Below are 12,843 nucleotides of genomic sequence, written 5' to 3'. Positions count from 1 at the left end.
TAAACATGTAGCTTAAACTAGCAGAGCACTAAAGGTTAGTTTCGTAGGGTGCGTTAGGGGAGCCCTAATTTTCCGCCTCGTAGCCAGGGTTAGGTTGCTGCCCGTAACGCACCACAGGGTCAAACAGCTTTAATGAGTTGCTAGTGGTGCTTTAGGGGGGCCCTAATTTTCCGCCTCGTAGCCAGAGTTAGGACAGCCCGCTCGGAAATGAAACGGGCAAGATGCCCATTCCACCCAGATGCCCATTCCACCCAGATGCCCATTCCACCCAGATGCCCATTCCACCCAGATGCCCATTCCACCCAGATGCCCATTCCACCCAGATGCCCATTCCACCCAGATGCCCATTCCACCCACAGAGTCAAACAGCTTTAATGAGATCCACCCACAATAAACAACATTGGAGCAATATATTATGACAACCATGCAGGCTGCGGTCTGGTATGGTCCAGGACGTGAGAACTTTCGCTTAGAAAAAATAGACCGACCATTACCTAGCCCAGGGGAAGTATTGATAAAGGTTCAGAAGTGTTTCTTTTGTGCGATGCACGCACGGGCGGTATTAGTGGGACACGCCAAACATAATCCTCCAGTCATTTTTGGTAGGATGCTGGCAGGAGATGTTGTTGCTGTAGGGGAGGGTGTTACCAAAGTCAAACCAGGGATGCGCGTTACCGTCAACCCAGAAAAACCCTGTGGAGAGTGTTTTTACTGTCAGCGAGGAGCATTAGGCCATTGCCTCAACCCAACTAAGTTACAACCCGGTGGCATGGCTGAGTTTGTATGCGTTCCGGCTTCCCTGGCTAGCGGAATTGTTGAACTGCCTTCATCGATTCCCTATGAATTTGCTGCCTTTACAGAAACACTAGCCTGTATCCTTCAGGGTATTGACTTATCTAATATTGGTTTGTCCGATTGCGTGGTAATTATTGGTGATGGCGGTGTCGGACTGACCTTCCTTCAGCTAGCGAGCTTGAGAGGTGCTACCAAAATTATTCTAGCTGGCAAACATGATGATTCTCTGGAACAGGCATCAGCTTTGGGGGCTGATTGTACCGTTAATGTTACCCGAGAGTCTCTCAAAGAGATAGTGATGGCTCAAACCGACGGTTATGGTGCTGATGTGGTTATTGAAGCCGTTGGCTCTGGGGAAACCTATGAGCAGGCATTGACCCTGCTCAGGTGTGGCGGTACCGCAGTTGGGTTTGGTGGAACACCCCCGGGAACTGAGTTTCGGGGCAATCCTAATTTAATTCATTATCGTTCCCTCAAGATTTATGGTAGCTATCGATATACTCCAGAGCATTTTCGTCAGGCCATAGAACTAATTTGCACAAAGAAGATTGATCTAGAACCGATTATTACCAATACTATTCCCTTCTCAAAATTAACAACAGAAGCAGTTGATATCCACAATCAACCGGATTGCCGAGCTTTAGTGATTGATTTTTAAGAAGTTGATTAAGGTAAGCTATCAGCTATCAGCTGACGGCTGACGGCTGACGGCTGAATGCTTACTGATTAAGGTATAATTAACTTAAAACGTTGATAGCATTTTTTTATTTGTAATTTTGAATTACTTATGATATTAGCAGGTGACTTAGGCGGAACAAATTGCCGATTAGCGATATTTGACGAGAACCTCTCTGTAGTCCAAAAAAGCACTTATAAGTGCAAAGACTATCACAGTTTTGAGGAGCTGGTAGGGGCTTTCGTTGAAAGCTGTGACCATCCCATTAAAATTGCTTGTTTCGGCTTACCTGGTCCAATCAAGGAAGGTGTGTGTAAATTGACTAATTTACCCTGGGATAAAGTAGAAGCAGCTAAATTAGTTTCAGTTATAGGTGTTCCGGTTAACTTGCTCAACGATGTAGAAGCCAATGCTTATGGCATAGAAACCCTAAAAGATGATCAGTTAGTCACTCTTAATGTCGGCACTAAAATACCAGGGGGCAATCGAGCAGTAGTATCACCTGGTACTGGCTTAGGAGAAGCAGCAACCGTTGAGGTGAAAGGTCGAGTTCATGCGATCGCATCTGAAGGTGGAAGTACTGACTTTGCTCCTTTGGATGAACTTCAAGTTGGACTGATGCGTTATGTTCAGCAAGAATACAAACGGGTGAGCTACGAGATTCTTGTAGGAGGTCCTGGCTTGGTTCGTATGTATAATTATTTGCGGGATAGCGGACATGGAAACACCCCTGAATGGTTAGCAGAAGAAATGAGCAAAGGAGAGCCAGCCGCAGCGATTAGTAATGCAGCTCTGGCCAATAAATGTCCCCTTTGTGTGCAAGCTTTAGAGATGTTTGTCTCAATCTTGGCATCTGAAGCCGCAAATGCTGCCCTTAAGTTTTTCGCAACTGGGGGTGTTTATATCGGTGGAGGGATTCCCCCTCGCATTCTCGATAAGCTGCGTGAACCTCTGTTTATGGAAAATTTTATTAATAAGGATAAGATGGTGGATTTGCTGAAGTCTATTCCTATATATGTGATTCTTAATGACCAGGCCGCTTTGCAGGGTGCTGCTTGGTATGCTCGCAGAAGTCTCTCTGAAACATAACTAATCCTAATTTATTAATACGTAAGTCAGCTATCAGCTATCAGCCGTGAGCCATTGGCTCACGCTACTTGAGGTGCTTAAAATAAACCTCACCTCAAGTAGCGTGCGCCGTTCGCGTAGCGTGGGCAAAGGGTAAAATTTAAAGGTGCGCTTGACCTTGGCGAATTAAATTAGCCACGGGTCGCACCTAATAGTTCGAGATTAATTAGAATTGAAAGTCTGGGGAAAAATATATCAAAGCATATGCTGATAGCTGATAGCTTATAGCTTACAAACGCTCTACTCTCGGAGAGGCATTTCATTACAAACAGTTTAGAGAGAATTGTGGGTATAGTTTCTAAATATATTCCCTTAATTAACACTATTCATACCTTAGCCAAAACTATAGCGACTGAGTTTGCTGCTTTAGATCAAGTTATCGCTGTAGCATTAGCCGGTTCTCAAAGCCAACAGGTTTCCGACGAGAGATCAGACTACGATTTTTATGTCTATGTCAAGGAAGATATCCCTGTAGAAATTCGAGCTGCGATCGCAAAACCATTTGCAGAGCGCATAGAAATTAACAATCAATTTTGGGAAACAGGTGATGAGTGGATTGATCTCAAATCTGGATTTGGTGTGGATGTGATGTATCGTACCCCCCAATGGATTGAAGAACAGCTTTCACGTATCCTCGTCAACCATCAAGCTTCCATTGGATATTCTACCTGCTTTTGGTGGAATATCCTAACCTCTGTCTGTTTGTATGATGCTGATGGTTGGTTTAAACAGCTACAACAAAAGGTAAACCAGCCCTATCCTGAACCCCTCAAACAAGCCATTATTGCTAAAAACTATCCAATCTTGAGGCAAACTATTTCTGCTTATACTCATCAGTTACAATTGGCAATCTATCGCCAAGATGATATCAGTGTCATCCATCGAACTACTGCCTTGTTAGAAAGTTATTTTGATATTATTTTTGCTATCAATTCTGTTCCTCATCCAGGGGAAAAACGAATCCTAGAACAAGTAATAAATCTATGTTCCAAAGTTCCAGATGGGATAGAAAAAGAAATTTATAACATTACAAATTCCTTGTCTTCACCTCCAACTCTAATTGCTCATATTAATCGTCTTATTGATGGTTTAGAACAGTTACTTATAGTCGAAGGTTACATCAAACAAAGGGATTGAGCAAAGTAGCGCCGTCATGAAATAAAAACTATTATAGCAGTTCTCAATCGATTGAGAACTGCTATACCAATTACCAATTACCGACTAATATAGCGCTACGCGCAAGTCAGCAAGGTTCTTGCGTCAGAAGTCAAAAGTAAGCTATGACTAAGTTTCGGAGTTTATGAATGTTAAACATCTGAATGCGTAGTGCTATATCATGTCAGGAGAATTACCCTTAATAAAAATCTCCCCCATCTCCCCATCTCCCCATCTCCCCATCTCCCCAAAATTGATGGGTATTCAACCAGACTTGATATAACTAGTTGTAGCATCCATAACGGCCAATGGTATTAGCTGTTTTCTTCCTTAATAGTTGGCTTATCAGCACCTTTGCCAGTTTTTGCTAGATAAATTCCCTCCATAATCACAGCAAAACCTAGTAAGTTAAGAATACTTAAGTTTTCTGAAAATAGAATCCAGGCCAGAATAGCAGCAACTAGTGGATCGAGAAGCAATACTAAGGAAACAAAGCCTGAAGAAAAGTGCTTGAGGCTGTATACTACTAAACCATGTCCCACAGCTTCGCAGACAAGAGCTAGGGAAATCACTGCTAACCATCCTGACCAAGAAATCGGGAAAATTTGATCACTGAATATCAGAACCACTGGGATCATAAAAAGTGTTCCCAAAGCACAGCGCCAAATCAGGATTCCTTCTACAGAAAACTTGGTTCGCAGTTGTTCTAATAGTAAAAAGTTGACTGCATAAAATACAGAAGATGCTAAGGCAGCACTATCACCGATAAAGTTATTGGGCGACTTTAGAAAATCCTCTATTTGTAAAGTAGTTGCCCCTAACAAGGCAAGTGCCAGACCAATGAGAAATCTACGGTCAAAACGCTGCTTAAATAATAACCATCCTCCTAGAGTAGCGAAAAATGGTGTTAGAGCTCCTAGTACATTACCATTAGCAACGCTAGTCTTAGTTAAAGACCAAGTCCATAGAAATCGACCACCCAGATGAGAGATCGCTACGCCTACCAAAAGTAAGATATCGACAATTTTGTAACCTGACTGTGGTTCAGAGTTCTTCTGGGATGTTTGAGTACGTACTTGGCTGAATCCATTCCACAAACCAAAGACTAGAGTAGCTATCCAAAGACGATTGAATACTGTGGCATTAGCACTTATTTCTTGAAGAGAAAACCTGATTAAGATGGCTGTTATAGATAAAGCAAGTAAGGCAATTACTAATAATAGTATTGGTAGTAATTCTGATGTTTGCTCTCTATTGTATTCTGTTACTATCGCTTTCATTTTTTGGTGTTAGATGCTGACTAAAAATACCGTAATTTGTAAGTATTTAGCTATCATTTGATAGCTAAATTAAGGCAATCATTGGGTTGATCAACCTAGGAGAGTATAGACGTTAGAGTTAACGTCTATAGAGGAGAGGTTTTTTCCTCGTGGGTGATGCTGACGTTACTTGGGTCTTTTTGGTCTGTTATCTTACACTCATCATGAATAGCTGATTAGCTGATAGCTTAGTATAGTTTAGCTAAGCTATAACCTACTATTCTGCTCCAAATAAATAATAGTCTAATCATAAAGTATCCTGCTCACCAAATCAAAGGTAATCAGTATCAAATTTTTATATCACGTCTGGAGGATTAGTGATGATTAACAATATCGTAATTTTTATTATGGACAATTAAACGGATTTGATATAATATCCTGTCCGATAGTATTGGCAATGTATCCCAGAGTTAGGCTTACTATTATTGCGATATGGCGATATAGCGTTCGCGAAGGGTCGGGCTTTGCCCGAATCGCACTATTGCGTTCCCGTAGCGGCTCTGAAGGAGCATCCCTTTGGGGTGATCGGGCGACCATCCCTAAAGCACGACGAGGCATTCTTTGAACAACTGTTGGGTCGGTTTATCCTCTGAACCTCAGTCGCGAGCCTTTGAGCCTAATCAGTGAATCCGATATCTGCTACACTCTACCGGATCTGGTATAATAGAGGATTATCAGTAACTACCCAAGTAATTTGGTATCATTTCCCATTCTCTTGTCTACCATTAAAGTGGCAACTAATCCAGAAAATTCCTAACTAAACGGGCAAGGGGTCTCCCGTTATAATCTTTGATAAGCGCGGGAGGGGAATTGCCCGACGGGGTATCTTGGTTCTCAACAGATCGCAAGTAGTACAATCACATTATGCTGTTAACTTACTGCTATCGAATCAAGCCTAGTGACGAACAGATAGCCATCATGGAGAGATGGCTTGAATTGTTGCGTCGTCACTGGAACTATGCTCTAGGGCAACGGCTTGACTGGCTCAAGCGGACTAGAACCCCGATTGACCGTTGCAGTCTTGTGAGTGAGCCGATTGGTGAAATTCCGGAACCTGTCAACTACTACACCCAGCAAGCCGCCCTTAAAGAAACTAAGCGGTGGTTCCCTGAGTACAAACAAATCTACACAGAAACTCAGCCGGTTAACCTACAACGGCTTAATAAAGCATGGGATAGATGGCGAAAACCTGATGTTAATGGTCAACGAGGGGGACGACCACGGTTTAAGAAAACTGGTGACTTGCGATCTTTTGTATTCCCACGGGTTAACAATTCCAGAGCGGGAGCACATCTAAAAGATGGAGTGCTTGAGCTGAGTCGGATTGGTGAGATACCTGTGGTAATGCACAGACCTATACCGGACGGTTTCACTCTCAAACAATGCACTATCGTTAAAAAAGCAGACGGTTGGTATTGTTGCATTTCAATGAAAGATGATACTGTCCCTGAGTTTCTTCCTGTAGATTCAGTTAAATCGTCTGTTGGTATTGATGTGGGTTTAGAAAAATTTTTAACCACATCAGATGGTGAGGCTATTGCAATTCCTCAGTTTTACCGAAAGGCTCAAGACAAGTTAGCAAAAGCCCAACGGGTTATGTCGCGTCGTGTTAAGGGTTCTAAAAACTGGGAAAAAGCTAAGAATCAAGTGGCTTTATTGCACCTTCATTTAACCCGTTGCCGAAAGGAATTTCATTATCAAGTTGCTCATTGGTTATGTAGTAATTACGACCTGATTGCTCATGAAGATTTAAACATCAAAGGACTTGCCAGAACAAAACTGGCCAAATCAATACATGATGCGGCGTGGGGGGCATTTATGGAAATTTTACAAGCAGTAGCGGTCAAACGCGGTTTGTTACTCCAGAAAGTTGACCCCCGTCGGACAAGTATTGAGTGCTTCAATTGTGGATCTAGGGCCCTTGAAAAGTTTAAGTGAGCGCGTTCATCATTGTTCCAGTTGTGGTGTTTCGATTGACCGTGACTGGAACAGTGGTATCAACATTTTGAATCGTGCGTTAATGGCGGTTGGACTGCCGCTGAATGGCTGTGGTAAATCGATACAAGATATTGAGGATCAGCAAGTCTCATTTGTAAATCTGAGAAGCCTACATCATAATCTTTGATTTGATGTAGGAATAGTCACACAGTCCACTGCTAATGGCACTACAGCGATGACCAACACCATCCAATGCACCTTAACTGGAAACATCGAGTCAGTAGCTCAGGTAAACTATCTCCTCAGTCAGGATGGCCTTCGATTTAAAATCAAAACCTTACCCACTGATGAGATTCCTACTGGAATCCATTCCTGGCAAGTCGCCCCTAATACTAGCTCAGATGGTGTAATTGGCTCTCTCTACCTAGAAGCGATGACTGAGACAGTCCAGGAGGAGCAATGGTTAATCGCTGGCAGAGTCGTGCAGTTAGGAAAACGGGGACAGTTTGTACAACTTAAAGTGTCCAGACCAGGACAGAAAACCCTGAAGATCAGTGTCTTGGGCTCTAGCAAGCACATGAAAATTGGGGAACTGTGGGAAGTAGTTGCTAAGCGCCAACGGGATACCCTGATTTTACATCGAGCTTTACCCCAAGTAGAGCACAATTCCAATAGCCGCCCAGCTTCGAAGAAAAACCGCAGCCACAAACCGGTCGAGTCTAGGAAGTATAAACATGAGTCAACATTTCAACAAACCCAAACAACCTTGTTACAGCAGGCTCTGACCAGGCTATCAGATGACCTAAATCCCTCCAAATCTACACTAGCTGCTCCCCCGACGGAAACCATTGATAGAGTCTTAGCCACGTTGAAACAGAAAACTGGTGTCAACGATTGGCAATTAGACTTGCCTAAACAGCGAGGTCGAACAAGATGGGAATGGGAAGCGTTCTCCCCTTCAACCCAGCAACAAGCACGAGTGAGTTTGAAGGGAAACTATATCCATGTATATTATTACCAGTTTCCGGATATCCCATCTGCAAGTGTTGATTCTCAATCCTATGATCGTTTAATTGTTACTCCTTTAGGAGCAGCTAGAAGCATTGGTGCCAGTTGTTTCAAAATTCTGATTGGTCCCTATGAAGTAGTCTTAGACTGTGGCACTCGACCCAAAGGCTACGACCCTTTGCCCGCCTTGGACTATCTGCATAATCCTAACCTGCTCCTGATCTCCCATAGCCATCAAGACCACCTTGGTGCTGTGCCCGTCTTTCACAGCCGCTACCCTGGTGCGCGGATGATTTCCACTCATGGCACCAGGGAAATCGCCCATGTCATGCTCAGGGATGGACTTAAGATACAGCAACTGAATGAAGACTCTCCCGAGTTATTTGATGAGGCCGATTTAGAACAAACCTTGTTTCAATTGGAAACTCAACCAGTAGGCAAAGACTTTGAGCCCTTACCAGGACTAATGGTAAGGTTTATCAATGCCGGGCATATCTTGGGTGCGGCTTGTATCTATCTGCGCTATAAGGATATGTCTTTACTCTACACCGGAGACTTCCACACTACCAATAGTCGCACCACTAACGGCTTGAATTTAGCTGAGCTTCCTGAAGCAGATATTTTAATTACTGAGTCTACCTATGGTTCCTCTGTCCACCCTGCTAGAAGAAATCAAGAAACTGCATTGATGGAATCCATTGCTGAAGTAGTGCAAGCTGGGGGCAATGTCTTGATTCCCTCTTTTGCTTTGGGTAGAGCTCAGGAAATCTTGTTAGCGATCCGCACCTCTAAGCTATTTAATAAATTAACAGTTCCCATCTTTGTGGATGGATTGGTCAGAGCAGTCACAGAGGTATTTCGAGAAAACCTGGACTTATTGCCTATTCCAGTTCAAAACTTAGTTAAGATTAACGGCCAGGAACCATTCTTTGATAAAACCAGTACACCCCCGATTATTTCTATCGAACACTTTCGGGAACGTCCGATTGCGATCGCAAAACCCAGTGTAATTGTGGCCAGTTCCGGTATGCTGACCGGTGGACCTTCAGTCTATTATGCCTCAGTACTGCTAGAGCGAGAGAATGCTGCCATCTTTATTTCTGGCTACACTGATGAAGAATCCCCTGGCCGACTCCTGCAAAGTCTCAAGACTGGGGACACTATTGAACTAGATGGGAAACCAATTACCGTCAAAGCTCAAATCAAACGGTTTAACCTCTCTGCCCATACCGATAAGGTGGGACTCGGACAAGTAATCAACAAGGTAAAGCCCAAGCACCTAGTCTTAATTCACGGAGAATTAGAAGCCTTACACCAAGTAGCCCGGTCTGGAGACAATCAGTCCTTGTTCTATATTCATATTCCTGCTGTGGGGGATAAAATTGAATTAGGAGTAGCACCGGAACAGCTTTCCCGACAGCAGCTTGCTAAGATTCAGCAACCCCAAGAGTTTGACGTGATGGTGGAGACCTTTGGGACCGATGCTTGGTTGCGAGTTCCCGAAGAGGTAGTGGAAAAAGACCCTCGATGGCAGACCTTGAGTATCAGCGGCATTATCAAAGCGCGATGGGATGGTGTGAATCTCAAGCTTGCTCCCATGCAACCGGAAATGATACTTCAGGAAGAAGAAATTGAAGCAGGGCTTAAGAGTGGAAAGGATTGCTGTGCCGTGTGTCAGTTTTTCAGTGGTAGATTTTGTGAATCTCCTGATAGTCCTTTGTTTGAGCGGAGGGTTGATCCCTTGGCAATCTGTGATCAATTTCAATCTAAAGTCCAGGATTTGTCAACTCTTGACACTGACCTTCTGTTGGCAGAGGAAGTTGATTACTAGCAGGAGCGCTCTCCTACTCAATATCTCCGAGATTTTCCCGAGCTTATCCATTTAAAAAAGGCGGCACCCAGATTCGAACTGGGGATAAAGGCTTTGCAGGCCCCTGCCTTACCACTTGGCTATGCCGCCACTAGTTTCTTATTATATCATACTATTTCTGTTTAATTACCCATATTACAAATTTTTCCGCGTCCAGTGCGTCCCCTTTCTCCGGTGCTGACCTAGTCAACGAAGACGCAAAGAACGCTTATAAGTAGTTTTTTTACTGGTTAATGCTACCGTTAGGCCAAGTTACCTGATTTAGATTAGTATTCTCGAAATTAGCACCATTGGTCATAGCATCCCTGAGATCAGACCTTTCTAAGTCTGCCCTCGCCAGATCGGTACCATTGAGATTGGCACCAGTCAAGTTAGATCCTTTTAAATCTGTATTACTTAAATTGGCACCAGTCAGGTTAGCACCGCTTAAATCCGCATTGGCTAAATCTGCTCCAGCAAAATCGGCACCAGTGAGATTGGCATTACTTAAGTTAGCCTGACTTAAATCAGCACGGCTGAAATTAGCACCAGTCAGGTTAGCATTAGTCAAATCTGCTCCTGACAAGTCCACATTCGTACAATCTGCTCCACTTAGGTTAGCACCGCTGAGGTATTTATCGATCAGGGGTGTACACTTATTAATATGCCCTGACCCTAGATTATCCCCAAACGCTGTGGATTGGTCTTGAGGCACACTTACCTCTGTTGGCGCTGCTTCTGGGACTGGTGTAGATTCCAATAGCTCCGCTTCTGCGACTCGTCTAGGTTCTACAAAATTAGCTAACCATCCTATACCCGCAAGAGCGAGTAAGACTGTACCCATACCAATCAACATCAGACCAGACCGATTACTATGATGTTTGGGGAGTAGGGATTTAGAATGCGATCGCTTTTTAATCTCAGCAAGGGCTTTTTCCATAAATTCTGGCGGAATTTGTGCCTCTTTACCTGCTTCAATCAACTCCTTTACAGAATAGCTTTGGTTGTGCTGAGCATAGAGTTGAGCCGCTAGGGCGAATACTTGGTGGGCTTGGTCTTCAGGGATACGATCTTTTGGGAGTTTCATAGTTATTTGGAGCGTTGGGAAGCCAGTTAGAGCTGAGATAGTATCAGCGTCAGGCTGTCAAGCCTTTCAGTTTCTAATCTAGCAAGCCAGACTTTCAAGTGTTAATGGTTGGTTAATCGAGGTTGGTGACCTCACGGCTAAACTGATCACGGAAGTGAGGGTAATCTATCCCGCCAGTCAATAAACTTACCTTAAAGTGACGCTGGGCCTATGGTTAATTAGCGTATGCTTTGGATTTATTCTTCTGTATCTTGCTAATACTTGCTAATATAATGAGATCTGTTCGCTCATTTCGCTCATAGTAACGTGGTGACCCTTCCTGTTCAACAAGAGCATCTCTTTAACCGCAGCCTCAACACCATCAAAGGTGTAAAACTACTCTTTGTGGAAGCAGAGCTGCTTTTCAATGTCTCTTGCCCTGATCTTGATGCCCTCAAACAGCAACTGGAAAATCCCTTCTCGATCTTTGTCTGTGGAGAATTTAATGCCGGAAAATCCAGTGTGCTGAATCGGTTGAGTAATGACGAGCTAGCTGCTGTGGGCATACTTCCGACCACAAACTCGATTCAACCCTATTACCCAGAGGGGTTTGATGGCATTGTCTTTATTGATAGCCCAGGCACAAACTCTATCATTGAACGTCACCAAGAACTTACAGAGAATTATCTACAGCATGCTGATATCATCCTGTTTGTCACCTCAGTGGAACGACCTCTGACTAAATCAGAGCTGGACTTTCTCTCGTTAGTCAGTAAGATCTGGGTACGTAAAGTAATCGTTATTATTAATAAAGTGGATCTGGTCACCCCACAAGAGAGTGAACAGATTATCTCACACGTCAAAGATGGACTTCATGATGTCTTTACAGAAGTACCACCTTTATTTACAGTATCAACACGCACTGGCAACGACATCGACACCCTACGAGACTTCCTACTAGAGTTTCTGGCAGAAACCGAAAAAATACGGCTAAAACTTCAGGGTCCTCAGAACTCTTTGTTAGTTTACCTAGAGCAGTTAGAGAAAAAGAACCATGAGGCACGGCAGAAAGTCATTGCCGAAAAGACGATATTTGACCGATCTCTGTTGCGAATCGATGAGCGAATTGAGCAATATGACCTGATTTTTGGTGTCTTTAGAGAAAAAATTCGTGACCTGTTTACCAATCTAATTCAACAATTACATAAAGTAATCCAGGATAATTTCGCCTTCATTAGCCTATTGAAAAAGCGTATTATTAGGGAAGACGACCTACTGGAAGAAAAAGTAGCTAGGGCGATTAAGGAGGTAAAACTTGAGCAGCAGATGGAGGAAATTGTTAAGGAAGCAGCATCAACTCTTGTGAAATATCGAGAACAAATTATTCGGGAAGCTAGGGAAGATTTACAAGTAGCAGCAAGCCTCTCAGAAGACTCGTTTCAGGTTCCCGAACTTAATAGTGGTAAAATTGATACCACTTCTATCTCTGAAAATCTTAAGGTAGCCTCAGAAAAGGGACTCAACAATTTTTTGACCTTGGGAACTGCCGCCGCAGCAACAGGAATTGGCGGACATGTGGTAGCCACTGCTGCACTATTTGATCTGTCAGCTTTTGTACTAGCTCTGATGTTGACCATGTTTAGCTTCAATGCGGTTCCTAAGCAGCGTGATAAGGCAACCCAACAGCTTGATGAAACCTTGCGTGAGTTGCAGAATAACTATACCGATAAGCTAAAACAAGGTTTGCAGCAAGAATTGGTAAACAGCCTCAAGCAGTTCACTGACTCTCTGAAGCCGAGACTGGGGGAAATTGAGCATAAACTCGCTGCCAGTCAATCATTGGAGGATAATTTACAAAGTCTCCGGCAGGAGATTAACGATATTTTAAAGGAGGTAGAGCAGCTATAGC

Annotated in this window: 9 protein-coding genes, 1 tRNA gene and 1 pseudogene; 6 read left to right on the top strand and 5 right to left on the bottom strand. The window is 43.5% G+C overall.

The genetic code is table 11. The annotated features are described in order from the left end of the window. Window positions 1-162: 162 nt before the first annotated feature. Window positions 163-426, bottom strand: coding sequence for a hypothetical protein (locus tag F6K63_RS17995; protein ID WP_287312804.1), 264 nt, complete (start codon window positions 424-426; stop codon window positions 163-165). Between F6K63_RS17995 and F6K63_RS17990 the strand changes: the two genes are divergently transcribed. From F6K63_RS17990 to F6K63_RS17980, 3 genes are all read left to right on the top strand, one after another. Beyond that, on the top strand, window positions 416-1,453 hold the full coding sequence (locus F6K63_RS17990) for a zinc-dependent alcohol dehydrogenase (RefSeq protein ID WP_287312803.1): 1,038 nt from the start codon (window positions 416-418) through the stop codon (window positions 1,451-1,453). The genes F6K63_RS17995 and F6K63_RS17990 overlap by 11 nt on opposite strands. A gap of 129 nt (window positions 1,454-1,582) precedes the next feature. Then, on the top strand, window positions 1,583-2,560 hold the full coding sequence (glk, locus tag F6K63_RS17985) for a glucokinase (protein WP_287312802.1): 978 nt from the start codon (window positions 1,583-1,585) through the stop codon (window positions 2,558-2,560). Window positions 2,561-2,884: 324 nt separating this feature from the next. Then, window positions 2,885-3,736 carry a DUF4037 domain-containing protein gene (locus F6K63_RS17980; RefSeq protein WP_229419738.1) on the top strand — a complete coding sequence of 284 codons (852 nt, stop codon included), beginning with the start codon at window positions 2,885-2,887 and terminating at the stop codon, window positions 3,734-3,736. A 332-nt stretch (window positions 3,737-4,068) separates the two neighbouring features. Here F6K63_RS17980 and F6K63_RS17975 read toward each other — a convergent pair whose 3' ends face one another. Next, window positions 4,069-5,034, bottom strand: a complete 966-nt coding sequence (locus F6K63_RS17975) for a DMT family transporter (RefSeq protein ID WP_071102375.1) — start codon at window positions 5,032-5,034, stop codon at window positions 4,069-4,071. Between the two features lie 384 nt (window positions 5,035-5,418). Continuing rightward, entirely contained in the window at window positions 5,419-5,631 is a 213-nt protein-coding gene (locus F6K63_RS17970) for a hypothetical protein (RefSeq protein WP_137985229.1), read from the bottom strand. A 306-nt stretch (window positions 5,632-5,937) separates the two neighbouring features. On the opposite strand from F6K63_RS17970, the pseudogene F6K63_RS17965 reads away from it, so the two are divergent. Beyond that, window positions 5,938-7,198: pseudogene (locus tag F6K63_RS17965) on the top strand (RNA-guided endonuclease InsQ/TnpB family protein). A gap of 48 nt (window positions 7,199-7,246) precedes the next feature. Next, window positions 7,247-9,850 (top strand): MBL fold metallo-hydrolase, encoded by a 2,604-nt coding sequence (locus F6K63_RS17960; RefSeq protein WP_287312801.1) that lies wholly within the window; start codon window positions 7,247-7,249, stop codon window positions 9,848-9,850. Between the two features lie 58 nt (window positions 9,851-9,908). Here the strand turns inward: F6K63_RS17960 and F6K63_RS17955 are convergent. Further along, window positions 9,909-9,979, bottom strand: a tRNA-Cys gene (locus F6K63_RS17955). Between the two features lie 133 nt (window positions 9,980-10,112). Next, the gene (locus tag F6K63_RS17950; protein ID WP_008191356.1) at window positions 10,113-10,955 is read right to left on the bottom strand and encodes a pentapeptide repeat-containing protein; all 843 of its coding nucleotides are present in this window, start codon (window positions 10,953-10,955) and stop codon (window positions 10,113-10,115) included. Between the two features lie 309 nt (window positions 10,956-11,264). Here F6K63_RS17950 and F6K63_RS17945 point away from each other — a divergent pair, with 309 nt between their 5' ends. Then, a complete protein-coding gene (locus tag F6K63_RS17945; protein ID WP_202799293.1) occupies window positions 11,265-12,842 on the top strand; it encodes a dynamin family protein in 1,578 nt (525 codons plus the stop codon). The last annotated feature ends 1 nt before the right edge of the window (window position 12,843 follow it).

This window comes from Moorena sp. SIO1G6 (genome assembly GCF_010672795.1).
In the GTDB taxonomy this organism is placed as follows: Bacteria; Cyanobacteriota; Cyanobacteriia; order Cyanobacteriales; family Coleofasciculaceae; genus Moorena; species Moorena producens.
This window is presented reverse-complemented; position numbering and strand designations above follow the sequence as displayed.